Origin of the sequence: Leisingera aquimarina DSM 24565, from assembly GCF_000473165.1 — a bacterium.
In the GTDB taxonomy this organism is placed as follows: domain Bacteria; phylum Pseudomonadota; class Alphaproteobacteria; order Rhodobacterales; family Rhodobacteraceae; genus Leisingera; species Leisingera aquimarina.
The window spans coordinates 3,447,673-3,471,962 of sequence record NZ_KI421504.1 but is presented as its reverse complement, the minus strand read 5'-3'; the positions used below and the strand labels follow the sequence as shown (position 1 = coordinate 3,471,962).

Below are 24,290 nucleotides of genomic sequence, written 5' to 3'. Positions count from 1 at the left end.
CAAACTTTAGGAGTGCCCCATGACCGACCACCTGACCGTTGTTGATCACCCGCTTGTGCAGCACAAGCTGACCCTGATGCGGGACAAGGGCACGTCCACCGCGGGTTTCCGCCGCCTGCTGCGCGAGATCACCCAGCTTCTGGCCTATGAAATCACCCGCGAAATGGAGCTGACTACAACCAACATCGAAACCCCGATGGAGGAAATGGACGCGCCGATCCTGGCCGGCAAGAAACTGGCATTGGTCTCCATCCTGCGCGCGGGCAACGGTATGCTGGACGGGGTGCTGGAGCTGATCCCCTCGGCCCGCGTTGGTTTTGTCGGCCTCTACCGGGACGAGGAAACCCTGGAACCGGTGCAGTATTACTTCAAAGCACCCGAAGCGCTGGAAGACCGGCTGGTGATCGCAGTGGACCCGATGCTGGCCACCGGCAACAGCTCTGCCGCCGCTATCGATCTGCTGAAAGAGGCCGGCGCCAACAACATCCGCTTCCTCTGCCTTTTGGCCTCGCCCGAAGGCGTTGCGCGGATGAAAGAAGCGCACCCGGATGTACCTATCGTCACCGCTTCGCTGGACCGGCAGCTGAATGAGAAGGGCTACATTCTGCCCGGTCTGGGCGATGCCGGCGACCGGATGTTCGGCACTAAATGATCTGAACGCAGCGGCCAAGGCAGCGCTGATTGCCTTGGCCGGAATGCCCGGCTGCCGCCTGCGGCAAGCAAACAAGTTCCAATTTGAGCAAAAATTGCCGCCTTGCGGCCTTATTGTTGCCGCAGAATCTTTACTCACAGGCCGGATTCGGGCATCCTGCAGCCATATTTTGTGGGGCTCAGGAATGAAAATAACTAGAATTATTGCACTGGCCATCATCGCGGGGACAACAGGAGCGGCAGGTATACAGGCACAAACCCTGCGTGAAACCAGCCCGCCCTCCGAATTTCCGCCTGCTTCCTATAAAGGCAAGCAATATGTGGACAGCCGCGGCTGCATCTACATCCGTGCAGGCATTGACGGCAATGTCACCTGGGTTCCACGGGTCTCCCGCTCGCGCAAGCAGATCTGCGGCTATGCGCCAACCAAGCTGGCAGGCGCCACGAGGCAGCAGCCGGCAGCCCCGGCGCCGGAGCTGATCACGCTGGAGCCAGGCCAGCAGCTGGCACAACCGGCTGCAGCTGCGCCCGCAGCAGCAAAACGACCGTCCACCGCTGCCAAGCCCGCCGCCGCAGCGCCCGGGATCGTCACCACGGCCAAGCCGCGCCGTACACCGCAATCCACCAGCGCCCAGCCCGCCGCTGCTGCTCCGGCGCCGAAACCGGCACCTAAGAGAGTCGTGCGTGTGACGCCCAAGCCAATCCCGGCCCCAGCAGCACCCGCTCCGGCTGCAGTGCAGCCCGCAAGCAGCGGTGCGTGTGCCGGTCTTTCGGATATCAGCCGCCAGTACACCAATGCCACCGGCGCGCGCTGCGGCCCGCAAACTGTTTCGCCGGTGACCTACGGGGGTCAGGGCAGCGGCCCGCAATCCTCCCTGCGCCTCACCCCGAATACGCGTGTGGTGCAGACGCACATCTACCAGGACCGCCGCCTCAGCAACAGTTTCTCGGTGCCCGAAGGCTATCGCCCGGTCTGGACCGATGGGCGGCTGAACCCGCAGCGAGCGGTGCGTACCGTGCGCCCGGCAGTGGTGACCGGTTTTGCCCAAGCCCCGGCCGGCTACCTGGCAGTGGAGCGTGAAGACGACCGTCTGAACACGATGCGCGGCGTGCGCACATCCGAGGGCGATGCGCAGATGGCGCAGGTCTGGACCAAGGGCGTGCCGCGCCGCCTGGTGCAGCTGCCGCTGGACCGTGCCACGCTGACACTGCCGCGCAATGTGCGCCGCAGCCCGGCCGAAGCGCAGCCGTCGGGCCTGCGCCTGTCCACCCGCTCTGCACCGGATGCGGCGGCGCCGCAGCAAGCCGCATCGCGACGGTATATTCGCGCCGCAACCTATGCCGGTGCCGCTGAGGCCAAGGCCGCAGCGCGGCGGCTTGCCGCTGCCGGTCTGCCAGTGCGCCTTGGCACTGTCAGCCGCAGGGGGCAGCCCTATAAGGTTGTTCTGGCAGGCCCGTTTCACGCCCATGACCAAGCCGCTGCAGCCTTGGCCAAAGCCCGCAAGGCTGGTTTTGCCGGGGCGCGGATCAGCAAGTAAAGCCAGGGCAGAGGCCTGACCGTCCCGGCTCCGGCTGCTGAAAAGACGGTCTCTCCCCTTCGCAGCCAGAAGGTGAAAGGCACCGAAGAGCATTTCGAAGCCCGTTCCAGACAGTTTCAGGGGCGGGCTTTGTGCTTTTGCCGCCGGCAATGTCCGGGCTTGCCCTCTCTTGACTTCTTCCGAAAGTTCATTAGTTAGGCTTCCAGACTAACTGGAGACAGCATGACCTTCGCGCAACTGATCGAATTGGCACACCGCCACGCACACCGGCACTGGGCGAGGGGCGGCGCCCGGATCGGGCTCAGCCACAGCGAGTATGAATACCTGCGCGCCATCAAGGAGCAGGAGATCAAACAAACCAGCAAAGACGACCACGGCCAGCACCTGCAAGACGTGGTCGAGGATCTTGGCGTCAGGAAAGCCTCGGCCAGTGCGATGGTTGTCAAGCTGACCGAGCGCGGATTGGTGGAGCGGGTGCCCTGCCGCTACGATGCCCGTGCCCAGCATATTCTGCTCACGCCTCAGGGGCGCGAGATGCTGCAAACAGGAGAGGAGATGTATCAGGCCGCTGCCCGGAGTTTCCTGTCTGAAGCACCGGGCCTGGACGGCGACGCTCTCGCAGCCGCGCTGGCAGAAAAGTCTGAGACCGGCTGAAGGGTCGGCGCCTTTTTGCGCAGTAAGGTAAGTCTAGCTAACTAACAATCGAAATCCGCGAAAGGAAAAACCCATGACATTCGAACCTGTTCTGATCGGAACCGCATTGCATATCCTGATCTGGGAAAAACTCCCGGAGTGGGGGACCTGGTTCAACAGGCTGCTGGCGATGCTGCCGCGGCCGCTGCAGTCGCTCTATGAGCAATGGCATTGCCCGTATTGCGCCGGGTTCTGGATTGCGCTTGTGCTGCATGCGCTGACCGGTTTCTGGACTATTCCGGCGCTCTCGGCGCTGCCAGGACATCTGGGCGCAGCGGCGGTGCCTCTTGGATGGATGCTGGATGCCCTTGCCACTGCAACGCTGATCTACGCATCGGTGATCGCATTGAAAGCAATCGGCCTGCCCGCGATGAAGGCGCACATGATGAAAGCCGACTTCATGAAAGCGGCCTTTGACAGCAGTCAAAAGGGCTAAGTGTTTTCTGCCGCGCAAAACTGCGGCTGGGCGCAACAGAACCGGGCGTCTAGCCGCAGATGTTCTGCAGTTGCACCCAGTCGCGGTCATTCAGCAGCGGCTCCTGATCGCGGCCTGCCATCGGGTCCGCTTCGATCAGCCCCAGCACCGTCTCGCCGGTGATGTCCAGCGCATAGGCATAAGGCGAGGAGGGCAGCGCCGCGCGGGCAAATTCCGCCAGAAGCACCTGATCCGGCAGTGCCGGACGGGGGCTGGCCAGGGTGGTTTCGGAATAGGCATCCAGGGCTGCGCGGTCCAGCTCGCCCGTGGTCAGCAATTTGAAGGCGGCCATAACTCCGCCGGCCTCCAGCAGTTCGAACATCGGGTCGCTGGCCTCAGCCCGGGCGCGTTCCGCCAGGATGGCGCCGGCCGCGACTGCGGGATCCTCGAAATCCTCAACAAACGAACGGTTCAGCAGCACGATGCCGCCAGGCAGATGCAGGCTGCCGGGAATGCCTGAGCGCAGCACGGCCAGCTGCCGCACCCCGGTGCGTTGCGCCAGATCTCTGAGGATCGGTGCGGCTTCCGGCGTCGCGCAGGCGGGTCCCGACACGCGCTCGATCCGGCCCAGCAATGCTTGGCCGATCGCCTTGCGCTTAATGTCAGGAACCACGCTGACAGCATGCCGGGTGACAGCACCGGGCAGCCACAGGACCAGCAGTGCCAGCATCAGCGCACAGGCGCCCAGGATACTGACGGCCCGCAGCCGGCCGGGCCGCGCGCGGGAGCGGCCGATTGCGGTTTGCACCCGGGCAATCGCATCCAGCATGGCGGTCTCGTCCTGAGCCAGTTCCAGTGTCTCGCCGGGGTCGCCATCGGGATGGAACAGGGCCGGGAACTCTCCGGGATTGGCGCGCTCTACCGCTGCCAGCGACCAATGCGCCAGCGGCCGGTCGTTCATACTGGCAATCGTCAGCGTCGCATCCCCCAGCGAGATGATCACATCCCGCCGCTGGGCCTCCCGGTCCGCGCGCCACAAGCCCGCAGCCTCCAGCCGCTCAAATTCCCTCAATGCCGTCATGCAGCCAGCCCGGCCCCCGTTCTTATCGTTGCCGCCAGAATAATCACATAAAACAGGGGCAGCAAATTGCTTTGCTGCCCCGGATGCCGTTTCGCCGTGAAAAGTTACAGGTTCTTGGCGGTTTTCCTCAGTTCGAACTTCTGGATCTTGCCGGTGGAAGTCTTGGGCAGCTCCTGGAACACCACTTTCTTGGGCGCCTTGAAACCTGCCAGCGTCTCGCGGGTGAAAGCGATCAGTGCTGCGGCATCTTCCGCGGCACCGGCTTTCAGTTCGACAAAGGCGCAGGGCACCTCGCCCCATTTCTCGTCCGGCATCGCAGCGACCGCAGCCAGCAGCACATCCGGATGCGCCATCAGCACGCCCTCCACCTCGACCGAGGAAATGTTCTCGCCGCCCGAGATAATGATATCCTTGGCCCGGTCGGCAATCTGGATATAGCCGTCGGGGTGCTGCACCGCCAGGTCGCCGGAGTTGAAATAGCCGTCCTTGAAGGCTTCGGCGGTGGCCTCCGGGTTCTTCAGGTATCCTTTCATCACCACATTGCCGCGCAACCCGATCTCTCCCTGGCTTTCACCGTCCTTGGGCAGGATTTTGTGGTCGCTGTCGCGCACCACCACTGGTTCCAGCATTGGCATGGCAACCCCTTGGCGGGATTTCTTCGCGGCGATGCCCGCCTTGTCCAGCCCGTCCCATTCTGCGGCTTTCCAGTAGCATTCGGTGACGTGGCCATAAGTCTCGGTCAGCCCGTAAACATGGGTGACGTTGAAGCCCAGATCCTCGATCTTCGACAGGGTTGCGGGCGCTGGCGGGGCGCCTGCGGTGAACACCTCCACCGTGTGGTCAAAGGTGCGGCGCTCCTCGTCCAGCGCATTGACCAGCATGTTCAGCACAATCGGCGCACCGCCGAAATGGCTGACGCCCTCGTAATGGATGGCGTTGTAGATGTTCTGCGCGGTGATATCCCGGCAGCAAACCAGGGTGCCGCCCACCACCGGCATCATCCAGGTGTGGTTCCAGCCGTTGCAGTGAAACAGCGGCACAATGGTCAGGTAGACCGGATGCAGCACCATGCGCCAGGAGATCACCGTGCCCGTGGTCATCAGATAAGCGCCGCGGTGGTGATACACCACGCCCTTTGGCCGCCCGGTAGTGCCGGAGGTATAGTTCAGCGCCAGGCTTTCCCATTCATCCTCGGGCATGATCCACTGGAAATCCGGGTCGCCGCTGGCCAGCAGCGCCTCGTACTCCATGTGCCGGCCGGTGGCGTGCCAGGTAGCCTGATCATCCGCCACTTCGATCAAAACCGGGGCGGGGCCTTCCATTTCCTCGACGGCGGCCTCGGCCAGTTCCAGGAATTGCGGATCAACCAGCACCGCCTTGGCCCCGCCATGGTCAAAGATGTAGCCAACTGTGCTCACATCCAGCCGGGTATTGATGGTGTTCAGAACCGCGCCGCAGGCAGGCACCCCGAAATGCGCTTCGGCCTGGGCCGGGATGTTCGGCAGCAGCGTGGCCACCACGTCGCCCGGCTTCACCCCCAGCTTGACCAGCCCCGCGGCCAGCCGCGTGCAGCGGTCGTGGTATTCGGCATAAGTCTTGCGGTGTTTGCCATAGCTGACCGCCAGATGCTCCGGAAACACCTGCGCCGCCCGCTGCAGATGCGACAGCGGCGTCAGCGGCACATAATTCGCGGCGGTCTTCTCCAGACCGGTTTCATCCGCCATCCACCCCATCAGTTTCCTCCCCTGAATCACTTTGGTGTCGCTTAGAGAACAGATATTGCGGAAAGTTGCGGGCAATGGGAAGGGTATGAAACAAACAGCAGTCCTTTCCGCAGAAACCGGCAGCCAGACGGCCGCTGCGCATGCCATGCTTGCGGCGATGCTGATTATCGGCATCACCGACAACGCAGTGCCGCTGATGGCCGAACAGATCGGGCTTGGCCAATTCTATCTGCTGCGAAGCTTTGTCGCGCTGCCTTTTTTGTGGCTGATGGCCCGGGCCGGGCTTGGCGGACTGGCGCCAAGCCGGTTCGGGGCGGTGCTGCTGCGGGCGGTGCTGGTGGCGGTCGCGATGGTGTTCTACTTTGCCGCAGTCGCGCTGATGCCGATCGCCCAGGCGCTGGCAGGGCTGTTCACCTCGCCGATTCTGATCGTGGTGATCTCCGTGCTGTTCCTGAGGATGCGGATCGGCTGGATCCGGGTTGCCGCAGTGCTCTGCGGTTTTGCGGGCGTCCTGATGGTTCTGCAGCCGGACCCGGCGGCCTTCAACTGGCTGATCCTGGTGCCGGTTGCTGGCGGGCTGTTCTACGCACTGGGGTCGCTGGCAACCGGCCTTTTCTGCCAGGGCGAAAGCACCGTGGCGATGCTGTTCATCTATCTGCTGGTGCAGGGCGTGCTGGGGGCGCTGCTGCTGACGGGTCTGGAGATCTGGCCGCAGCCGGTGGCCGATGGCGCCGACGGTTTTGTGACCCGCGGCTGGGTCTGGCCGCTGTGGGAAATCTCGCACCTGATCCTGCTGCAGGGCTGTGCGGCGGTGGGCGGCGTGTTTTTGATCACCAAGGCCTATCAGCTGGGCGAAGCGTCTTATGTCGCCGTCTTTGAATACTCGGTGATGATTGTCGGGCCGGGCGTTGCCTGGGCCTTTTGGGGGCAGGCGCTGAACATCTGGCAGATGCTGGGGATCGCGCTGATCATTGCGGCCGGCGCCACCATTGCGCTTCGCTCGAGGTAGCAGGGGCGCTGCCCCTCTTGGCCCTGAAGGGCCAATTCACCCCGAGGTATTTGACACCAGAAAGAAGCCGAAAGCCTGGCGCAGATCGGTATTTCCATACACAGATCAATCGCCTAGGGTCAGATCATGATCCTGTCCCAAGGCCGCCGATACGTTTTTATCCACATCCCCAAGACCGGCGGCACGGCGCTGGCGCTGGCGCTGGAGGCGCGCGCCATGGCGGATGACATGATGCTGGGGGACACGCCGAAAGCGCTAAAACGCCGCCGCCGCCTGCAGGGTGCCGAAACGCGAGGGCGGCTGTGGAAGCATTCCTCCCTGGCCGACATCGAAGGGCTGGTGCCAAAGGACACCCTGCGCGGACTCTTTGCTTTCACCCTGGTGCGCAACCCCTGGGACCGGGCGGTCAGCTATTACCACTGGCTGCAGGAACAGCGCTTCAGCCATCCGGCCATCCAGCTTGCGCAGAGTCTGGAGTTCCGCGGCTTTGTGCAGCATCCGCAGATTGCAAGCGCGTTCCAAGGCAGCCCCGCGGCGTCTTACATGCGCCGTGCGGACGGCGCCGAGCAATGCCAGCTCTTTATCCGCCTGGAGCATTTCCAGGAGGATGCCCGGCCGTTGTTTGACCATCTCGGCTTTGTCCTCGACTTGCCGCGGGTCAATGAAAGCGGCCGGCTGCGGGACTGGCGGGCCTACTATGACGATGCCGCTGCCGAAGCCATCGCACGGGCCTGCGCTGCAGACATCGCGCAATTTGAATACTCTTTTAACGATTCGCGCGTATCCCAGTGACATGAAACAGCGCTGAGCCTGCCGGATCTGGATCAATCCCGGATCGAGCAAGCGGATTGGCGCAGCGACGTGAACAGTGACTGGTTTTTGCCGCATTTCCGCACCGTTAAAGCCGCGGGAACAGGCAATAACCGGAAACCGGCCAGAGGTTCAAACCTTGGCTGCAGGAAAGGAACACGGATGCTGGATTGGCTCCTGAAACGCACGCAATCCCCGGCGGGGCGGGCTTTGAACAGCGGCTTCCCCCTGGTCCCTGCGGGGCAAGGCGGTCTTCTGGCAGGCACCCATGTTGCGTCGAACCTGGGCTGGCGCCCGGTTGAGGCGCTGACGCCGGGCGACAAGGTGCTGACATTCGATCATGGCATGCAAACGGTTGTGGAACTGCAGCGCGAAACTATCGTTCCGGGCGACGGCGGTCTGGATCCGGCCCGCTGTCCGCTGCTGGTGCCGCGCGATGCGCTGATGAACCGGGTGCCGTTGTGGCTGATGCCGGATCAAGGCGTGCTGCTGGAAAGCGACCTGGTGGAGGATGTTCAGGGCGATCCTTTTGCGGTGGTGCCTACCGCCGCGTTGGAGGGCTACCGCGGCATCCGCCGGATGCATCCCGGCGCGCAGCTGGAGCTGGTCATGCCGCGTTTTGCCCAGGATCAGGTGATTTACCTTGAAGCCGGAATGCTGGGGTTTGCAGCCGCACCGGTCAATTTGATGTGCGGGCGTATCTTTACCGAGGAAAGCGCCTATAGAGTGCTGCCGCCGGATGAGGCGCGGGGCCTGGTTTTGTCGATGATGGCCGAGGAAGAACGCTGGCGCGCGCCGGGCCCGGCATCCGCTGCGGCACGGTATCATCCACCGGTAAACTGAGCCGGCAGCACTTCTTTCGGAACAAATGAAAACGGCCGGGAATGCCCCAGCCGTTCTTTTTTGTTTTCCGCAGCCGTCAGGCGGCCGCGGTTTTCTCCGGGTCGAACCGGCCATAGAAGCTCTGGCCCATGTCCGCCATGTCCCGCAGCAGATCCGGGCAGGCAAAGCGATCGCCGTACTGTTCTGCCAGCTGATCGCAGCGTTCTGCCGCATAAGGCGAGCCGATGATATCCAGCCAGCTCAACGGACCGCCGGACCAGGGGGCAAAACCCCAGGCCAGGACTGCGCCGACGTCGCCTTCGCGGATGTCTTCCAGCACCCCTTCCTCCAGCGCGCGCACCGCTTCCAGCACCTGCGCAAACATCAGCCGTTCCTGCACTTCGATAAGCTCAGGCTGCTCGGCGGCTTGCGGGTACTTTTCCTGCAGGCCTTTCCAGTACTCAACCCGCTTGCCCTTGTCGTCATAATCGAAGAAGCCGGCATTGGCCTTGCGCCCCAAACGGCCCTGTTCTTCCATCCAGAAGATCAGATCGTCCGAGGGGCTTTCAGGATAGGCATCGCCCATCGCCGCCTTGGTTGCCCGCGCGATCTTGGCTCCGAGATCGATCGAGGTCTCATCGGTCAGCTGGATCGGCCCCACCGGAAAGCCCAACTGGCGCGCAGCGTTGTCGATCAGAACCGGAGACACACCTTCGGCGATCATCCGCACCCCTTCGTTGATGTAAGGAATGATGCAGCGGTTGGCGTAGAAGAAGCGCGCGTCATTCACGACAATCGGCGTCTTGCGGATCTGGCGCACATAATCCAGCGCCTTGGCCACCGCCCGGTCGCCGGTCTCCTTGCCCTTGATGATTTCCACCAGGAACATCTTCTCAACCGGCGAGAAGAAGTGAATGCCGATGAACTGCTCCGGGCGGCTTGATGCCTTGGCCAGCTCACTGATCGGCAGGGTGGAGGTGTTGGAGGCAAAGATGCAGTCTTCGGGGATGATCGCCTCGACCTTTTGGGTCATCTCGGCCTTGACGCCGGGATCTTCGAACACCGCTTCGATGATCAGGTCGCAGCCCTTCAGCGCGTCCAGATCCGGGGTCGTGGTGATCTGCGTCAGCAGTGCCTCTTTCTTCTCCTCGGTCGCCTTGCCGCGTTTGATGCCCTTGTCCATATAGGCGGCAGAATAGGCCTTGCCCTTGTCGGCAGCCTCTTGATCGCGGTCGATCAGAACCACTTCCATGCCGGCCTGGGCCGAGACCAGCGCGATGCCTGCGCCCATCATGCCTGCCCCCAGCACGCCGATCTTCTTCACTGACTGGTCCGGCACATCCTTGGGCCGCACCGCGCCTTTTTCCAGCGCCTGCTTGTTCAGGAACAGGCTGCGGATCATGGCCGAGGACGACGGGTTCATCAGCACATGGGTGAACCAGCGGGCCTCGATCTTCAACGCTGTGTCAAAATCAACCAGCGCGCCTTCATAGATCGAGCTGAGCAGCGCCTGGGCTGCCGGGAAGGCGCCCTGGGTCTTGCCGTTGATCATCGCCGAGGCGCCGACAAAGGTCATGAAGCCGGCGGGATGGTATGGCGCGCCGCCGGGCATCTTGTAACCCTTGGCATCCCAAGGCTTGACCAGATCCGCAGGTTTGGCGTTCAGCACCCAGTCCTTGGCTGCAGCCAGCGCATCGTCCGCAACCGCGTCGATCAGCTGCGCCCCCTTGGCCTTTTTCGGGTCCAGCATCTTGCCTTCCAGCAGCACCGGGGCTGCTGCCATGGCGCCGACCATGCGGGAATAGCGTGTGGTGCCGCCGCCGCCGGGGAAGATGCCGATCATGATTTCCGGCAGGCCGATCTTGGCCTTGGGATTGGAGGTCATCACCCGGTGATGGCAGGCCAGGGCAATCTCGGTGCCGATGCCGGCACAGGTGCCGTTAATCGCGCAGGCCACCGGCTTGCCGCCCTTCTTGGTCTTGGGGTCCATGCCCGCAAGTTCCAGTTTGCGCAGGATGCGGTGGCCGCCCATGGTGAAATCGAACAGGCCCTGCGCCGGATTTTCACCGGATTCTTCGCGGATGGTGGCCAGCACGTTCAGGTCCATGCCGCCGGCAAAGTCCTTCTTGCCGCTGGTGATCACGATGCCCTTCACGGCCTCGTCTTCCAGGGCGCGGTCCACATATTCCTCCACCAGGCCAAAGGCCTCGCGGGTGAGGACGTTCATGGATTTGCCTTCGGCGTCCCAGGTGATGATTGCGACGCCGTCCGCGTCCACGTCGTATTTGAAATCGCTCATGTGTCTTCTCCGGTCTGGTCAGCCGTCAGCGGGCTGCCGTCCTTGCGGGTGAATGTGAACTCGCCGCGTGCGAATTTCACCATCATGTCCAAATCGCTGTAAAAGCCGGTCTCACTCGGGGTGCGGGTACCCACCACCAGGAACGCGGCAGGCTTGTCCGAGCGGTTCACCAGGTGGTGGCCGTTCTCATCGCCCGCAGCAAAGGCTGCGCAGTCGCCCGGCAGCATCTCATGCGCGCCCTGATCGTCGATCAGGGTGCAGGTGCCCTCGGTCACCATCACGAACTCGTCCTGCTCCATGTGGTAATGGCGCAGGGATGAGGCCGCACCCGGCTCCAGCCGCACGATGTTGACCCCGTACTGGGTCAGCCCGCCGGGGTCGCCCAGCGGCTGCACGCTGCGGCCCGCGCAGGCGTCGGCCAGCTTGCCAGGATAGCCCGACCCGGTGCGCCAGGTCAGTTGAGAAAGGTCCAGCTTCGGCATCAGACGCGCTCGATGATGGTTGCTGCACCCATGCCCGATGCAATGCACAGCGTGGCGAGGCCGCATTCCTTGTCCTGCCGTTCCAGCTCATCCAGCAGCGTGCCAATGATGATCGCCCCGGTGGCGCCCAGCGGGTGGCCCATGGCGATGGAGCCGCCATTCACGTTCACCAGCTCCGGATCCACGTCAAACGCCTGCTGGAACCGCAGCACGACCGAAGCAAAGGCCTCGTTCACCTCAAACAGATCCAGATCACTGATCTTCATGCCGTTGTCGGCCAGGATCTTCTCGGTCACCGGCACCGGGCCGGTCAGCATGATGGTCGGATCGGTGCCGATCTTGGCAGTCGCCTTGATCCGCGCCCTCGGTTTCAGCCCGTGCTTCTCGCCGAATTCCTTGTTGCCGATCAGAAGTGCCGCGGCGCCGTCCACGATGCCAGAGGAGTTGCCCGCGTGGTGGATATGATTGATCCGCTCCAGATGCGGGTATTTCATCATCGCCACCTTGTCGAATCCGGGCATCTGCTCGCCCATCATCTGAAAGGCCGGGTTCAGGGATCCCAGCGCCTGCATGTCGGTGCCGGGGCGCATGTATTCGTCATGGTCCAGGATCGGAAGACCGTTCTGGTCGCGCACGGTGATCACCGACTTTGCAAACCGGTTGTCATCCCACGCGGCCTTGGCACGGCGCTGCGATTCCATCGCCAGCGCGTCCGCCTGATCGCGGCTGAAACCGTATTCGGTGGCGATGATGTCCGCCGAAATGCCCTGCGGCACAAAATAAGTGTCCATTGCCAGACTCGGGTCAACCGCAATCGCAGCGCCATCCGAACCCATAGCCACCCGGCCCATCATCTCAACACCGCCGGCGATATAGGCATCGCCCGCACCGCCCTTTACCTGGTTTGCGGCCAGGTTCACGGCTTCCATCCCGCTGGCACAGAAGCGGTTGATGGCCAGCCCCGGAATACGCTCGTCCAAGTCCGAGGCGAGAACAGCCGAACGCGCCAGGCAGCCGCCCTGTTCCATCACCTGGGTCACGTTGCCCCAGATCACGTCCTCAACCGCATGGCCTTCAAGGTTGTTGCGTTCCTTGATCGCGTTCAGCGTCAGGGCAGAAAGGCGCACCGAGGTCACCTCGTGCAGGGATCCATCCTTGCGGCCCTTGCCGCGCGGGGTGCGCAGGGCGTCATAGATATATGCGTCTGTCATTTTGCTCTCCTCACGCCCGGTCCGACGGGTTGCCGGGCATCAAATCATAGGGGTGTTTCCAGCCGGGAACCGCGCTGATGCGGGTCAGCCAGGCGTCGATATTGGGCCATTCGGCCCGGTCAAAGCCGAAGGGTTCTGGATAATACAGATAGCTGCAGCAGCTGATGTCGGCATTGGTCAGCTCGCTGCCCGCAATCCATTCGCGCCCCTTCAGGTGGTGTTCCAATGTGGCATATGCCGCTTTCAGGCGGCCTTGCATGAAAGCAATCACTCCCGGCGGCCGGTGTTTTTCCGGCAGGAAGTTGATCAGGAAGCGGGTCATGCCGGCCTGGCTGGACATTTTGTGATTGTCCCACAGCACCCAGCGCAGAACCTCGTATTTGTCTTCTGGCGCGCCGCCGAACTTGCCGGTCTTGTCGGTGATATACTGCTGGATCGCGCCGGACTGGCTGAGCGTCAGATCGCCGTCCACCAGCACCGGTGCCTCAGCCATGGGAGTGAAGTCGCGGAATTCTTCGGTGCGCGCCGCGCCGCTGAAAAAATCTACAAAGACCGGCTCCCAAGCAAGACCCGACAGTTCCAGTGCCAAGGCCGCCTTGTAGGAGTTGCCGCTTTCGCCGAAGCAATGCAGTTTTATTGTCATCTGCTGTTCCCTGTTTCTGCTGTTGGAGCGGGGGTTTCACACCCCCGAACCCCCGTGGAGTATTTTCGAAAAGATGAAGGGCTTCAGGTCCTGTAAACCAGGATGGCTGTATCGTGGCAGCGCGGTACAGGCTGGAGAGCCGATGACCGCAAAAGGTGAAGGCGTCCCTGTCTTGCGGAACCTGCAGGGCAGGGGCGCATCGGCAGTTTCATCTTTTTCCAAATACTCAAACCCATGGCTTTTCTCCCGCGGTGCCGCAGCGGCTCTTGCGCCTACAGTGCCCTCGCAATCAGCTCCTTCATGATCTCATTGGTGCCGCCGTAGATCCGCTGCACGCGGGCGTCGGCCCACATTTCACCCACCGCATATTCTTGCATGTATCCGTAGCCGCCGTGCAGTTGCAGGCACTCATCCAGCACTTCGCCCTGGGTGTCGGTGATCCAGAATTTTGCCATTGCTGCCTTCTCTACCGTCAGCTTTCCCTCCAGATGCTCGCCAATGCAGTCATCCAGAAAGGCGCGCGCCACTTTGGCTTTGGTCTGGCATTCGGCCAGTTTGAAGCGGGTGTTCTGAAACTGCAGGATCGCGCCGCCAAAGGCTTCGCGTTCCTTGCAATAGGCGATGGTGCGGTCCACTGCGCCTTCCATTGCGCCAACTGCACCGCAGGCTATGATGAGGCGCTCTTGCGGCAGCTGCTGCATCATCTGGTAAAAACCCTGACCCTCGGCTCCGCCCAGGATGTTTTCTGGCGGGATTTCCACATTGTCAAAGAACAGCTCGGACGTGTCGGCCGCATGGCAGCCGATCTTGTCGAGGTTGCGGCCGCGGCTGAAGCCTGCCGCACCGTCGGTTTCCACCGCCACCAGCGAGACCCCCTTGGCGCCCGCCGCGGGGTCGGTCTTGGCGGCCACAAGGATCAGATTGGCGTGCTGGCCATTGGTGATAAAGGTCTTCTGCCCCGACAGCCGGTAGCCGTTGCCGTCGCGCAATGCCTTGGTCTTGATCGCCTGCACGTCTGATCCAGTGGAGGGTTCCGTCATCGCCAGGGCGCCGACCAGTTCGCCGGTCACCATCTTGGGCAGCCAGCGCTGTTTCTGCTCTTCAGTGCCATAGGCCAAGATATAGTGGCCAACAATGCCGGAATGGATGCCCTGGCCCCAGCTGGCCAGATTGGCACGGCTGCCTTCCATCAGGATCACCGCCTCGTGGCCGAAATCGCCGCCGGCGCCGCCGTATTCTTCGGGAATGGACGGGCAGAGCAGGCCGAGGTCTCCCGCCTGGTTCCAGGTCTCCCGGTCCATCATGCCCTGCTTGCGCCAGGTCTCGAACTTGGGCGCCCATTCATTGGTGATGAACTGGGCGGTCATTCCGGCGAGCATCTGATGCTCATCCGTCATCCATGCAGAGCGAGTCTCGGTCATCTTTCTCCCTTTGGCCGCCTTTCGGGCCTTATCTTTTGCGCGCCTCCAGCTCGGCGTTGAACAGCCGCAGCCGGTGGCTCAGGTTTTCAAAGTCCGTCACACTGTCGAAATTTTCGAACAGGAAGGACAGTGCTTCGCCTTCATCCAGCCCCGCCTCCTGGGCAAACTTCCTGAGCTTGCGGTAGCCGTCCTCGGTCATCGCAACCGGGAAGCGGCGGGTCAGGCGGAAACGTTTTGGCATCATGTGGTCCTTTGCATGTCAAAGCACCGGCCGGGGCTGGGCCGGGCGTTCCCGTCAGGGGAACACCCGGAAAGGCATCAGAAGGCGTCCGCGTCCAGCGCCATCACCGTCGCCGCACCGCTTTCGATGCGGGCCAGGTGCAGTTTGGTCGCGGGCAGCCGCCGTGCCATATAGTACCGGCCGGTTGCGAGTTTCGTCTCATAGAACGCCGCGTCAGGGGACCCGGCGTCAAGCGCTTCTTGCGCCGCCTTGCCCATCTTTGCCCACATCAGCCCCAGGCAGACCTGCCCGAACAGATGCATGAAGTCGTAAGAGCCCGCCAGCGCGTGGTTGGGATCCTTCATGCCGTTTTGCATGAAGAACATGCCGGCCGCTTGCAGATCTTTCGAGGCCGCCTTCAGCGGATCGACGAAGCCTTTGCCGAAAGTCTCTGAAACATCTTTGTTTTCCTGGCAGAAGGTTTTCACCAGATCGAAAAAGGCGAGAACGTATTTTCCACCGTGCTGACCCAGCTTGCGGCCCACCAGATCCAGCGCCTGCACGCCGTTGGCACCCTCATAGATCATCGCGATGCGGGCGTCGCGGGTGTATTGCGACATGCCCGTTTCTTCGATGTAGCCATGGCCGCCATAGACCTGCTGCGCCTGCACGGTCATGTCGTAACCCTGATCGGTCAGGAACCCCTTGATCACCGGCGTCATCAAGGAGATCAGCCCGTCGGCGTCTTTGTCGCCCGCCCGGTGCGCCTGGTCGATCAGCGTGGCGCCCCACAACAGGAACGCACGCGCACCCTCGGAAAAGCTTTTCTGATCCATCAAAGAACGGCGGATATCAGGATGCACGATCAGCGGATCGGCGGGGCCGTCCGGGTTCTTGGCGCCGGTCACATCGCGGCCCTGCAACCGGTCCTTGGCGTATTCCACCGCGTTCTGATAGGCGGCCTCGGCCTGCGCCAGGCCCTGCATGCCGACACCCAGACGCGCCTCGTTCATCATGGTGAACATGGCACGCATGCCCTTGTGCTCTTCACCCAGCAGCCAGCCGGTGGCACCGTCATAATCCATCACGCAGGTCGAATTGCCGTGAATGCCCATCTTCTCTTCGATCTTGCCGACCGAGACACCGTTGCGTTCGCCCGGTGTGCCATCTTCTTTGACGATGAACTTAGGAACGATGAACAGGCTCACACCTTTGATGCCTTCGGGACCGCCGGGGATCTTGGCCAGAACCAGATGGATCACGTTTTCCGCCATGTCATGGTCGCCGGAGGAGATAAAGATCTTCTGCCCCGAGATCTTATAGCTGCCGTCGCCCTGCGGTTCCGCCTTGCTGCGCATCAAGCCCAGATCGGTGCCGCAATGGGGCTCGGTCAGGTTCATGGTGCCGGTCCACTGGCAGCTGACCATATTGGGCAGATAGGTGGCCTTCTGTTCATCGGTGCCATGCACCAGAATGGCCGAGGCGGCGCCGTGGGTCAGCCCCTGATACATGGTGAACGCCTGGTTTGCAGAGGAGAAAAACTCACCCACTGCGGTGCCCATCACATACGGCATGTTTTGGCCGCCGAATTCTTCGGGCATGTCCAGCCCGGTCCAGCCGCCGTCCTTGACCTGCTCAAAGGCCTCCTTGAACCCCTTTGGGGTATAGACCACGCCGTTTTCCAGCCGGCAGCCTTTGGTATCGCCCACGACGTTCAGCGGGTGCAGCACCGCGCTGGCAATCTTGCCGGCTTCCTCCAGCACCGCGCCGGTGAACTCCGGTTCCAGTTCGCTGTATCCGGGAATACTGCTGTCCGATACTTTCAGCACGTCATGCAGGATAAACTGGGCGTCTTTGGCGGGGGCTGTATACGAAGGCATTGCGGTCCTCTTCAGGGGTCTTGTTGCTCGTGGTCGATGCCGGGCAAGCCGGCGGAAAGGGCGGGGCGGCTGCCTATTGGGCGGCCTCCTGCTTGGCCTTCATCGAGGCGATCATCTTTTCGCCCCAGGCCAGCTGGTCTTTCAGGTCCTCGATCGCCTCGGTCAGCTCTTCGCGCTGGCGTTCCATATCGGCAAGCCGCTCGCGGCCGACCTCATAGGTCTTGGTCAGCTGTGTCACCTGCTGGTCGCCGACATGGTACAGATCCAGCAGCTGGCGGATTTCCTCCAGGCTGAACCCGAACCGCTTGCCGCGCAGGATCAGCTTCAGCCGGGCGCGGTCGCGTTTGGTGAACAGCCGCTTCTGGCCGTCGCGGATCGGAAACAGCAGTTCCTTGGCTTCGTAGAACCGGAGCGTGCGGGGGGTTACGTCATAAGCCTCGCACATCTCGCGGATGGTCATGGTTGTTTCGGTCATCATCGTCACTCTTACGGCTTGGTGCAGGACCAAGCTGGGCGCATCCGGTTTTTCGATCAAGACTGACTTTACGTTTACGTAAGTTGTACGTTGCGTCACTTTCGGGAGGATGAAAGGTTCGTAAAACGAACATAAAGTGACGCAGCGTTATGATTTTGGGAGAGGCGCCGGAGCAAGGTTCTGCAGCATCTGACGAGCGTTTGCAGGCGAATCCAACAGCCCTGAAACAAGGCAAGGCTGCCGGGCAGGAGCCTGCCGGCAATGCATTCAAAGACAATTCATGAGAGGCCGCCCAAAGGGGCCGGTGCTGTCGCAACCTATTTGCACATTTGAAAATGCAGCGCGGCTTGGCTGGGATTTGGCTGAGGCAATGTGGCAGGCACACCGTGACGGCGCCACCCCGCGGGCAGGTGCCTGCCCGGCTGAATGAAACGGGATTGGTCTACGTCACGCGTTGAAGGAGGTTACTTCAGCAGCGCCCGGGTGCTTTCGCGCAGCTCACTCAGCTCTTCAATGGCCTCATTGATCTGCTCGCGCTGCTTTTCCAGCTCGACCAGCTGGCGGTCGGCCATGTCCATGAACGCATGGTTCTGAGCGTCATTGCTCTCTTTTTCATAGATCATGAGCCACTGGCGGATCTCTTCCAGCTGAAAGCCGAACTTGCGCCCGCGCAGGATCAGCTTCATCCGCGCCCGCTCCCGCGCGCCATAGAAACGCGACCGGCCTTCGCGGTCCGGCTGCAGCAATTCGATGTATTCATAGTAACGCAGTGTCCGTGGCGTAACCTCGAACTCGGCGCACATTTCCTTGAATGACAATCTGTTGTCGGCCATCCGTCTTCTCCCTTGCCGGGAACCTATGCACTTGCAGCGAACAGTGCAACCTCCGCGGCGGCACTCTTGCGCTTTCACCGGGGCAGGGCCAAAGATGAGACAGACAATCCAAAGGGACACTCCCATGGCCGACAAGACCGACCTCGCGCGCCAGTTCATCGAAGCGATCCCCCATGCCAAGCAATTGGGAATGAAGCTGACAGAGATCGGCGACGGCACTGCCGAGATCCGCATGGCCTATGACGAAAAGCTGATCGGCGACCCGGCCACCGGCGTCATTCACGGCGGCGCGGTCTCGGCGCTGATGGATACTTGCTGCGGTGCCGCGGTGATGAGCCACCCGTCCGCCCCCGGCGGCACGGCCACCATTGATTTGCGTATCGACTACATGCGCCCGGCGACCCCGGGGCAGGCGATCACCACCCGCGCCACCTGCCATCAGATAACCCGCAGCGTTGCCTTCGTCCGCGCGGTTGCGATGGACGAGGATACAGACCGCCCCGTCGCCACCGCCGCAGGCGCCTTTACCGTGGAGAAAAAGTTTTGAACCGTCCCCGCCCTGAACCGATCCAGGTGGTCAAGAAGCGCCGCGATGCAGCCCTGTCGGCGCTGGTGGATTCGGTGCCCTACATCCGCTTCCTGAACGTCACCTTTGAGCGCCGCGGCGATGAGCTGACGGCGCAGCTGAATTTCGACGACAAGCTGATCGGCAACCCGTTCCTGCCCGCCATCCACGGCGGGGTGACAGCGGCCTTCCTGGAAATCACCGCGATGATCACGCTGAACTGGTCGCATCTTTGGCAGCGCATCGAATCCGGTGACCTGGACCCGGCTGAGATGGCCAAAGGACACCTGCCGCGCCAGCCCAAGACCATTGATTTCACCGTCGATTACCTGCGCTCTGGCCTGCCGCGCGATGCCTATGCGCGCGCCCGCGTGAACCGTTCAGGGCGCCGCTATGCCTCGGTGCATGTGGAGGCATGGCAGGACCACAAGGACAAGCTGTTCGCCCAGGCCACCGGCCACTTCCTGATGCCGCAGGACCAGAACGGCGAAGGCTAGACGGCCATGACCAGCGCGGACACCGAAATCACCCACAAACGGGTGCTCACGATTGCATTGCCGATTGTGCTGTCGAATGCCACCGTGCCGATCTTGGGTGCCGTGGACACCGGTGTGGTTGGCCAGATGGGCGAGGCCGCGCCCATCGGCGCCGTCGGCATCGGCGCGGTGGTCCTGGCGACGATCTACTGGATTTTTGGTTTTTTGCGGATGGGCACAACCGGTCTTGCCGCGCAGGCGCGCGGGGCAGGGGACTGGGGTGAGACCGGCGCACTTTTGATGCGCGGCCTGCTCTTGGCCTTTGCTGCCGGTGCTATCTTCATCATCGCGCAAGCTGCCGTGTTCTGGGGCGCGTTTGCACTGGCGCCTGCCAGTGCTGAGGTCGAAAGCCTGGCCCGCGATTACCTGCAGATCCGGATTTGGGGCGCACCGGCCACGATCGCGCTTTATGCGGTCACCGGCTGGCTGATCGCGGTAGAGCGCACTCGCGGCGTGTTCCTGCTGCAGGTCTGGATGAATGGCCTCAACATTGCCCTGGACCTGTGGTTTGTGCTCGGCCTCGGCTGGGGGGTAGAGGGCGTCGCCATCGCCACGCTGATTGCCGAATGGACCGGGCTGGCGCTGGGGCTGTACCTGTGCCGTGATGCCTTTGCCGGAGATCAGTGGCGCGACTGGGCACGGGTGTTTGATCCGGCACGGCTCAAGCGGATGATGCAGGTCAATGGTGATATCATGGTGCGTTCGGTGCTGCTCACCGGGTCCTTCACCACCTTTCTGTTCATCGGATCGGGCATCGGCGACGTGAACCTCGCCGCCAATCAGATCCTGCTGCAATTTGTCGAGATCACAGCCTTTGCGCTGGACGGTTTTGCCTTCTCGGCTGAGGCATTGGTGGGCGGAGCGGTTGGCGCAAAGGCGCGTGAACGCGTAAGGCGGGCTTCAGTGATCACCTCGCAATGGGGCGTGGGCGGTGCGGTTTTGCTTGGCATCGCTTTTGCTGCGGGCGGCCCATGGCTGATCGACTTGATGTCAACCTCGCCCGAGGTGCGCGCGGCGGGGCGGGTATTCCTGGTGTGGGCCGCGGTGCTGCCGGTCCTCAGTGTTGCCAGCTACATGTTCGACGGCATCTATATCGGCGCCACCTGGACCCGCGACATGCGGTGGGCGATGCTGCAATCGGTGGCCATCTATGTGATGGCGCTGCTGCTGCTGGTGCCGGCTTTTGGCAATCACGGCCTTTGGGCGTCGCTGATCGTTTTGAACATCGCCCGCGGCGTCACGCTGGGCCTGCGCTATCCGCGTCTGGAGGCGCAGGTCGGAGTGTGAGCAAGCCGGAATTCTGCGAGAATTCCGGCCCGGAAATCACGTGATTTCCGAGACGTTTTCCGGGCCGGAAAACGTCGCCGGTTGCTAAAGCAGTGCTGCAATTGCCTCGGTCGGCCGGCCAATCACAGCTTTGTTGCCTTTGATGGCAATCGGACGCTCGATCAGGATCGGATGCGCCGCCATCGCCGCCAGCAGATCTTGCTCCGGGCTGTCCTTCGTCAGGCCCAGCTCCTTGAAGACTTTCTCGCCGGTCCGCATCAGGCCAATAGCAGCAACACCAAGTGCCGCCTGCACGGATTTCAACTCCTCCACCGAGGGAGCATCTTCCAGATAGACCCGTGTCCGGACCTCCGCACCGCGTTCTTCGATCAACGCCAGTCCGGCGCGGGATTTCGAACATTTCGGATAATGCCAATAAGTGATCACAGCCAGTCCTTCCGTTTGGTTCCAACCGCTTGCGCGACATTCTCGAACCCGTCCCGCGCCAGAAGCGCGTCCAACCCGCGGGCAATATCCCCGGCCAGCGACAGCCCGCCATAGACCATTGCCGTATAGAACTGCACGGCGCAGGCCCCGGCGCAAATCTTGGCATAGGCCTGCTCGGCGGTGCTTATGCCGCCAACGCCAACCAGCGGCACCTTGCCGTCCAGCAGTTCCGACAGCTGCGCCAGAACGCGGGTGGATTTCTCGAACAAAGGTGCGCCGGACAGACCGCCGGCCTCGCCCTTATGCGCGCTTTGCAAGCCCTCGCGCGACAGAGTGGTGTTGGTGGCGATCACCGCATCAATGCCGCTGTCCACGGCGACGGCGGCGATGTCCTCGATCCCTTCGCGGTCCAGATCCGGCGCGATCTTCAGAAACACAGGCACCCGGCGGCTGAGGCCCTCGCGGGTCTCAAGAACCCCAGCCAGCAGCGCCGACAGCGCCGCCTTGCCCTGCAGGTCGCGCAGCTTTTCGGTGTTGGGAGACGACACATTGACGGTGGCAAAGTCCAGATGCGCGCCGCAATGGGCCAGCACCTTGGCGAAATCCGCAGCGCGGTCTTCGCTGTCCTTGTTGGCGCCCAGGTTCAATCCGATGACGGTATCACGCGGGCGCTGCGCCAGCCGCGCGCCGATTGCCTCCATGCCTTGGTTGTTGAAACCGAAGCGATTGATCGCCGCCCTGTCCTCAGTCAGGCGGAACAGGCGCGGTTTCGGGTTGCCGGGCTGGGCGCGCGGTGTAGCGGCGCCAGCCTCAAGGAAACCGAAACCGGATTTCGCAAGCGGCGCCAGCGCCTCGGCGTTCTTGTCATAGCCGGCGGCGAGGCCAACGGGGTTCGGCAGATCGATTCCCGCCAGAGTTGTCTTGAGTCTTGCCGTTGTCACCGGGCCGGGCGCCGGGGCCAGTCCCATGGTCAGCGCCTTGATGGACAGACCGTGGGCAGCTTCCGGGTCAACCTTGTGCATTGCTGCCAGAGCCAGCTTCTCGGTTAGTTTCATGCCATTTCCTCCGGGAACTGATGCGCGCCTTCGACCAGCGGCAGCGGTTTGGCCCAGACCACATCCGGCATGCGGATGTTGCGGAACAGATGCGGGAACTTGGCGCCGCCGCGGGAAACTTCCCACTTCAGGTCATCGCCCATCGCATCCGCGTCGCAGGCCAGGAGGGTCAGCCCCTCGGCCCCGGCGAAATGCTTGGCGGCAGTTTCAGCCGCCTGGGTTGCGGTGGAGAAATGAACGTAACCATCCGCCACATCAATCGGCGCGCCTTGTGTTTCGCCCGCCGCCTGCAATGCGGCCCATTCGTCCGCCCGGAAAATCTTGTAAATCAGCATGAGCGCCTGATGCCCTGTGTTTGCAGGTGAATCAAGGGGGATTGGCCGCAGTGGCCGGGCAGGGCTGACGCAAGGGGAGGCCACGGCGCGGCTTTTCCCCTTTGACCGGCGCGGCCCTTGGGCGCAGGCTCCCCTTAAAACAGAACAACGGGAGCGCTCCTCATGATTGCACGCATTCTCACATCGGTTGCAGCCCTGGCCCTGACTGCCGGCGCGGCGGCGGCAGAGTACAAGCTGACCATCCTGCACACCAACGACTTTCATTCACGGTTTGAGCCGATCAACAAATACGACAGCACCTGCGACGGTGAGGATCAGGCCGAAGGCAAGTGTTTCGGCGGCACCGCGCGGCTGGTGACGGCCATCGCAGACGCGCGGGCGCAGGCGGAGAACGCGATCCTGGTGGATGGCGGCGACCAGTTCCAGGGCTCGCTGTTCTATACCTATTACAAGGGCAAGGCCGCGGCGGAATTCATGACCAAGCTGGGCTATGACGGCATGACCGTGGGCAATCATGAGTTTGACGACGGACCGGAAGTGCTGCGCGGGTTCATGGATGCGGTGGGCTTTCCGGTGCTGATGTCCAATGCCGATGTTTCCGCGGAACCGGCCTTGGCGGATGTGCTGAAGAAGTCCACGGTGATCGAGCGCGGCGGCGAAAAGATCGGCCTCATTGGTCTCACGCCGGAGGACACGCACGAACTGGCGAGCCCCGGCAAACACGTGCATTTCTCTGATCCTGTGGCGGCGGTGCAGGCAGAGGTGGACAGACTGACCGCGGAAGGCGTGACCAAGATCGTGGTGCTGAGCCACTCCGGTTATGGCGTCGATCAGCGGGTGGCGGCGGAAACCACCGGCGTTGACGTGATCGTTGGCGGCCATAGCAACACCTACCTGTCCAATGTGTCGGAGAAGGCTGCCGGCCCGTACCCGACCGTGGTGAACGGGGTGCAGATCGTGCAGGCCTATGCCTATGGCAAGTTTCTGGGCGAACTGAATGTGACATTTGACGATGCCGGCAAGGTGGTCAGCGCGATTGGCGAGCCGCTGATCATGGATGCCGCCGTCAGCGAGGATTCGGCCACCCTGAACCGGATCGCGGAGCTGGCCCAGCCGCTGGATGAGATCCGCAACAAGGTGGTGGCGGAAGCGGCTGAACCCATCGAAGGCAGCCGCGATGTCTGCCGGGTGCAGGAATGCCAGATGGGCAATCTGGTGGCTGACGCGATGCTGGACCGGGTGAAGGATCAGGGCGTAACCATCGCCATTGCCAACTCAGGCGGCATCCGGGCCAGCGTGGATGCGGGCGAAGTCACCATGGGTGAGGTGCTGACCATCCTGCCGTTCCAGAACACTCTGTCGACCTTTGAGATTGACGGCCGGACCTTGGTCGAAGCGCTGGAAAACGGCGTCAGCCAGGTGGAGGACGTAAAGGGCCGCTTTCCGCAGGTGGCGGGGCTCAAGTTCAGCTGGGATGCATCAGCCGCACCCAATGAAGGCCGCATCGGGCAAGTACTGGTGGCCGAGGGCGGGGGCTTTGTGCCGATTGATCCGCAGAAGACCTATCTGGTGGTGACCAACGACTATGTGCGCAACGGCGGGGATGGCTATGCGATGTTCGAGGGCGACGACAAGAACGCCTATGACTATGGCCCGGATGTGGCCGATGTGCTGGCGGAATATCTCGCCGCACAAGGGGCTTATGCGCCATATACCGATGGGCGGATCACCCGAGGGAAATAGGCCAGCAGTTCCACCCAATGTTTCGCGCGCGAAGCATTGGGGCAGGATTGCTTACACATTTTATTTATTGAATATTAAAATTCCCAACCGTATGCGGGATGGATGTCGGGGGTGCCCAGCCTTGACGCAGGGATCT

26 protein-coding genes are annotated in these 24,290 nt (G+C 62.4%); 12 read left to right on the top strand and 14 right to left on the bottom strand.

Annotation, left to right across the window (positions count from 1 at the left end; genetic code table 11):
- Positions 1-19 precede the first annotated feature (19 nt).
- From upp to AQUI_RS0121325, 4 genes are all read left to right on the top strand, one after another.
- A complete protein-coding gene (gene upp, locus AQUI_RS0121340; RefSeq protein WP_027259330.1) occupies positions 20-652 on the top strand; it encodes a uracil phosphoribosyltransferase in 633 nt (210 codons plus the stop codon).
- Between the two features lie 184 nt (positions 653-836).
- Positions 837-2,189: an SPOR domain-containing protein gene (locus AQUI_RS32315; protein ID WP_027259329.1), complete on the top strand. Its 1,353-nt coding sequence runs from the start codon at positions 837-839 to the stop codon at positions 2,187-2,189.
- Between the two features lie 222 nt (positions 2,190-2,411).
- Positions 2,412-2,843: a MarR family winged helix-turn-helix transcriptional regulator gene (locus tag AQUI_RS0121330; RefSeq protein WP_027259328.1), complete on the top strand. Its 432-nt coding sequence runs from the start codon at positions 2,412-2,414 to the stop codon at positions 2,841-2,843.
- A 73-nt stretch (positions 2,844-2,916) separates the two neighbouring features.
- Positions 2,917-3,318 (top strand): hypothetical protein, encoded by a 402-nt coding sequence (locus AQUI_RS0121325; RefSeq protein ID WP_027259327.1) that lies wholly within the window; start codon positions 2,917-2,919, stop codon positions 3,316-3,318.
- A 49-nt stretch (positions 3,319-3,367) separates the two neighbouring features.
- Here AQUI_RS0121325 and AQUI_RS0121320 read toward each other — a convergent pair whose 3' ends face one another.
- Positions 3,368-4,378 carry a hypothetical protein gene (locus AQUI_RS0121320; RefSeq protein ID WP_027259326.1) on the bottom strand — a complete coding sequence of 337 codons (1,011 nt, stop codon included), beginning with the start codon at positions 4,376-4,378 and terminating at the stop codon, positions 3,368-3,370.
- Positions 4,379-4,482: 104 nt separating this feature from the next.
- Entirely contained in the window at positions 4,483-6,111 is a 1,629-nt protein-coding gene (locus AQUI_RS0121315) for an AMP-binding protein (protein ID WP_027259325.1), read from the bottom strand.
- Positions 6,112-6,187: 76 nt separating this feature from the next.
- On the opposite strand from AQUI_RS0121315, the gene AQUI_RS0121310 reads away from it, so the two are divergent.
- The 3 genes from AQUI_RS0121310 to AQUI_RS0121300 all read left to right on the top strand — a co-directional run bounded on the left by AQUI_RS0121310 (position 6,188) and on the right by AQUI_RS0121300 (position 8,764).
- Complete coding sequence (locus AQUI_RS0121310) at positions 6,188-7,111, top strand: DMT family transporter (protein ID WP_027259324.1); 924 nt, start codon at positions 6,188-6,190, stop codon at positions 7,109-7,111.
- A gap of 126 nt (positions 7,112-7,237) precedes the next feature.
- Positions 7,238-7,903, top strand: a complete 666-nt coding sequence (locus tag AQUI_RS0121305; protein WP_027259323.1) for a sulfotransferase family protein — start codon at positions 7,238-7,240, stop codon at positions 7,901-7,903.
- A 180-nt stretch (positions 7,904-8,083) separates the two neighbouring features.
- Positions 8,084-8,764, top strand: coding sequence for a Hint domain-containing protein (locus tag AQUI_RS0121300; RefSeq protein ID WP_027259322.1), 681 nt, complete (start codon positions 8,084-8,086; stop codon positions 8,762-8,764).
- Between the two features lie 76 nt (positions 8,765-8,840).
- Here AQUI_RS0121300 and AQUI_RS0121295 read toward each other — a convergent pair whose 3' ends face one another.
- The 8 genes from AQUI_RS0121295 to AQUI_RS0121260 all read right to left on the bottom strand — a co-directional run bounded on the left by AQUI_RS0121295 (position 8,841) and on the right by AQUI_RS0121260 (position 17,374).
- Positions 8,841-11,042, bottom strand: a complete 2,202-nt coding sequence (locus AQUI_RS0121295) for a 3-hydroxyacyl-CoA dehydrogenase NAD-binding domain-containing protein (RefSeq protein WP_027259321.1) — start codon at positions 11,040-11,042, stop codon at positions 8,841-8,843.
- Positions 11,039-11,524, bottom strand: a complete 486-nt coding sequence (locus tag AQUI_RS0121290; RefSeq protein ID WP_027259320.1) for a cupin domain-containing protein — start codon at positions 11,522-11,524, stop codon at positions 11,039-11,041. The genes AQUI_RS0121295 and AQUI_RS0121290 overlap by 4 nt, the downstream gene beginning before the upstream one ends.
- Positions 11,524-12,735, bottom strand: coding sequence for an acetyl-CoA C-acetyltransferase (locus tag AQUI_RS0121285; protein ID WP_027259319.1), 1,212 nt, complete (start codon positions 12,733-12,735; stop codon positions 11,524-11,526). The genes AQUI_RS0121290 and AQUI_RS0121285 overlap by 1 nt, the downstream gene beginning before the upstream one ends.
- A gap of 10 nt (positions 12,736-12,745) precedes the next feature.
- A complete protein-coding gene (locus AQUI_RS0121280) occupies positions 12,746-13,378 on the bottom strand; it encodes a glutathione S-transferase family protein (RefSeq protein WP_027259318.1) in 633 nt (210 codons plus the stop codon).
- 272 nt (positions 13,379-13,650) lie between these two features.
- A complete protein-coding gene (locus tag AQUI_RS0121275) occupies positions 13,651-14,799 on the bottom strand; it encodes an acyl-CoA dehydrogenase family protein (RefSeq protein WP_027259317.1) in 1,149 nt (382 codons plus the stop codon).
- Positions 14,800-14,827: 28 nt separating this feature from the next.
- Complete coding sequence (locus AQUI_RS0121270; protein WP_027259316.1) at positions 14,828-15,040, bottom strand: hypothetical protein; 213 nt, start codon at positions 15,038-15,040, stop codon at positions 14,828-14,830.
- A gap of 77 nt (positions 15,041-15,117) precedes the next feature.
- The gene (locus tag AQUI_RS0121265; RefSeq protein ID WP_027259315.1) at positions 15,118-16,899 is read right to left on the bottom strand and encodes an acyl-CoA dehydrogenase C-terminal domain-containing protein; all 1,782 of its coding nucleotides are present in this window, start codon (positions 16,897-16,899) and stop codon (positions 15,118-15,120) included.
- Between the two features lie 73 nt (positions 16,900-16,972).
- Positions 16,973-17,374: a MerR family transcriptional regulator gene (locus tag AQUI_RS0121260; RefSeq protein WP_027259314.1), complete on the bottom strand. Its 402-nt coding sequence runs from the start codon at positions 17,372-17,374 to the stop codon at positions 16,973-16,975.
- A 149-nt stretch (positions 17,375-17,523) separates the two neighbouring features.
- Here AQUI_RS0121260 and AQUI_RS32310 point away from each other — a divergent pair, with 149 nt between their 5' ends.
- Positions 17,524-17,658 carry a hypothetical protein gene (locus tag AQUI_RS32310; protein WP_281172019.1) on the top strand — a complete coding sequence of 45 codons (135 nt, stop codon included), beginning with the start codon at positions 17,524-17,526 and terminating at the stop codon, positions 17,656-17,658.
- Positions 17,659-17,838: 180 nt separating this feature from the next.
- On the opposite strand, the gene AQUI_RS0121250 is transcribed toward AQUI_RS32310, so the two are convergent.
- Positions 17,839-18,207: a MerR family transcriptional regulator gene (locus AQUI_RS0121250; protein ID WP_027259313.1), complete on the bottom strand. Its 369-nt coding sequence runs from the start codon at positions 18,205-18,207 to the stop codon at positions 17,839-17,841.
- Positions 18,208-18,331: 124 nt separating this feature from the next.
- Here AQUI_RS0121250 and AQUI_RS0121245 point away from each other — a divergent pair, with 124 nt between their 5' ends.
- From AQUI_RS0121245 to AQUI_RS0121235, 3 genes are read left to right on the top strand one after another with little or no spacing between them, the layout of a single operon-like run.
- Positions 18,332-18,754, top strand: coding sequence for a PaaI family thioesterase (locus AQUI_RS0121245; protein ID WP_027259312.1), 423 nt, complete (start codon positions 18,332-18,334; stop codon positions 18,752-18,754).
- Positions 18,751-19,269, top strand: a complete 519-nt coding sequence (locus tag AQUI_RS0121240; RefSeq protein WP_027259311.1) for a PaaI family thioesterase — start codon at positions 18,751-18,753, stop codon at positions 19,267-19,269. Before AQUI_RS0121245 ends, AQUI_RS0121240 begins: the two co-directional genes overlap by 4 nt.
- A gap of 6 nt (positions 19,270-19,275) precedes the next feature.
- Entirely contained in the window at positions 19,276-20,595 is a 1,320-nt protein-coding gene (locus tag AQUI_RS0121235; protein ID WP_027259310.1) for an MATE family efflux transporter, read from the top strand.
- An 84-nt stretch (positions 20,596-20,679) separates the two neighbouring features.
- Here AQUI_RS0121235 and arsC read toward each other — a convergent pair whose 3' ends face one another.
- The 3 genes from arsC to AQUI_RS0121220 are packed head-to-tail and all read right to left on the bottom strand — an operon-like array spanning position 20,680 to position 22,411.
- Positions 20,680-21,021: an arsenate reductase (glutaredoxin) gene (arsC, locus tag AQUI_RS0121230; RefSeq protein ID WP_027259309.1), complete on the bottom strand. Its 342-nt coding sequence runs from the start codon at positions 21,019-21,021 to the stop codon at positions 20,680-20,682.
- Positions 21,018-22,076: a quinone-dependent dihydroorotate dehydrogenase gene (locus tag AQUI_RS0121225; protein WP_027259308.1), complete on the bottom strand. Its 1,059-nt coding sequence runs from the start codon at positions 22,074-22,076 to the stop codon at positions 21,018-21,020. Before AQUI_RS0121225 ends, arsC begins: the two co-directional genes overlap by 4 nt.
- The gene (locus tag AQUI_RS0121220) at positions 22,073-22,411 is read right to left on the bottom strand and encodes a DUF952 domain-containing protein (RefSeq protein WP_027259307.1); all 339 of its coding nucleotides are present in this window, start codon (positions 22,409-22,411) and stop codon (positions 22,073-22,075) included. Before AQUI_RS0121220 ends, AQUI_RS0121225 begins: the two co-directional genes overlap by 4 nt.
- 162 nt (positions 22,412-22,573) lie before the next feature.
- Between AQUI_RS0121220 and AQUI_RS0121215 the strand changes: the two genes are divergently transcribed.
- Positions 22,574-24,154 carry a bifunctional metallophosphatase/5'-nucleotidase gene (locus AQUI_RS0121215; protein WP_027259306.1) on the top strand — a complete coding sequence of 527 codons (1,581 nt, stop codon included), beginning with the start codon at positions 22,574-22,576 and terminating at the stop codon, positions 24,152-24,154.
- Positions 24,155-24,290: the final 136 nt, after the last annotated feature.

Coding starts and splice junctions, on each gene's coding strand:
- AQUI_RS0121285 (WP_027259319.1), bottom strand. CDS start 12,735: ATGACAGACGCATATATCTATGACGCCCTGCGCACCCCGCGCGGCAAG.
- AQUI_RS0121220 (WP_027259307.1), bottom strand. CDS start 22,411: ATGCTGATTTACAAGATTTTCCGGGCGGACGAATGGGCCGCATTGCAG.
- AQUI_RS0121325 (WP_027259327.1), top strand. CDS start 2,917: ATGACATTCGAACCTGTTCTGATCGGAACCGCATTGCATATCCTGATC.
- AQUI_RS0121260 (WP_027259314.1), bottom strand. CDS start 17,374: ATGACCGAAACAACCATGACCATCCGCGAGATGTGCGAGGCTTATGAC.
- AQUI_RS0121320 (WP_027259326.1), bottom strand. CDS start 4,378: ATGACGGCATTGAGGGAATTTGAGCGGCTGGAGGCTGCGGGCTTGTGG.
- AQUI_RS0121225 (WP_027259308.1), bottom strand. CDS start 22,076: ATGAAACTAACCGAGAAGCTGGCTCTGGCAGCAATGCACAAGGTTGAC.
- AQUI_RS0121270 (WP_027259316.1), bottom strand. CDS start 15,040: ATGCCAAAACGTTTCCGCCTGACCCGCCGCTTCCCGGTTGCGATGACC.
- AQUI_RS32310 (WP_281172019.1), top strand. CDS start 17,524: ATGATTTTGGGAGAGGCGCCGGAGCAAGGTTCTGCAGCATCTGACGAG.
- AQUI_RS0121250 (WP_027259313.1), bottom strand. CDS start 18,207: ATGGCCGACAACAGATTGTCATTCAAGGAAATGTGCGCCGAGTTCGAG.
- AQUI_RS0121330 (WP_027259328.1), top strand. CDS start 2,412: ATGACCTTCGCGCAACTGATCGAATTGGCACACCGCCACGCACACCGG.
- AQUI_RS0121315 (WP_027259325.1), bottom strand. CDS start 6,111: ATGGGGTGGATGGCGGATGAAACCGGTCTGGAGAAGACCGCCGCGAAT.
- upp (WP_027259330.1), top strand. CDS start 20: ATGACCGACCACCTGACCGTTGTTGATCACCCGCTTGTGCAGCACAAG.
- AQUI_RS0121295 (WP_027259321.1), bottom strand. CDS start 11,042: ATGAGCGATTTCAAATACGACGTGGACGCGGACGGCGTCGCAATCATC.
- AQUI_RS0121305 (WP_027259323.1), top strand. CDS start 7,238: ATGATCCTGTCCCAAGGCCGCCGATACGTTTTTATCCACATCCCCAAG.
- AQUI_RS0121235 (WP_027259310.1), top strand. CDS start 19,276: ATGACCAGCGCGGACACCGAAATCACCCACAAACGGGTGCTCACGATT.
- AQUI_RS0121265 (WP_027259315.1), bottom strand. CDS start 16,899: ATGCCTTCGTATACAGCCCCCGCCAAAGACGCCCAGTTTATCCTGCAT.
- AQUI_RS0121275 (WP_027259317.1), bottom strand. CDS start 14,799: ATGACCGAGACTCGCTCTGCATGGATGACGGATGAGCATCAGATGCTC.
- AQUI_RS0121215 (WP_027259306.1), top strand. CDS start 22,574: ATGATTGCACGCATTCTCACATCGGTTGCAGCCCTGGCCCTGACTGCC.
- AQUI_RS0121280 (WP_027259318.1), bottom strand. CDS start 13,378: ATGACAATAAAACTGCATTGCTTCGGCGAAAGCGGCAACTCCTACAAG.
- AQUI_RS0121300 (WP_027259322.1), top strand. CDS start 8,084: ATGCTGGATTGGCTCCTGAAACGCACGCAATCCCCGGCGGGGCGGGCT.
- AQUI_RS0121310 (WP_027259324.1), top strand. CDS start 6,188: ATGAAACAAACAGCAGTCCTTTCCGCAGAAACCGGCAGCCAGACGGCC.
- AQUI_RS0121245 (WP_027259312.1), top strand. CDS start 18,332: ATGGCCGACAAGACCGACCTCGCGCGCCAGTTCATCGAAGCGATCCCC.
- AQUI_RS32315 (WP_027259329.1), top strand. CDS start 837: ATGAAAATAACTAGAATTATTGCACTGGCCATCATCGCGGGGACAACA.
- AQUI_RS0121290 (WP_027259320.1), bottom strand. CDS start 11,524: ATGCCGAAGCTGGACCTTTCTCAACTGACCTGGCGCACCGGGTCGGGC.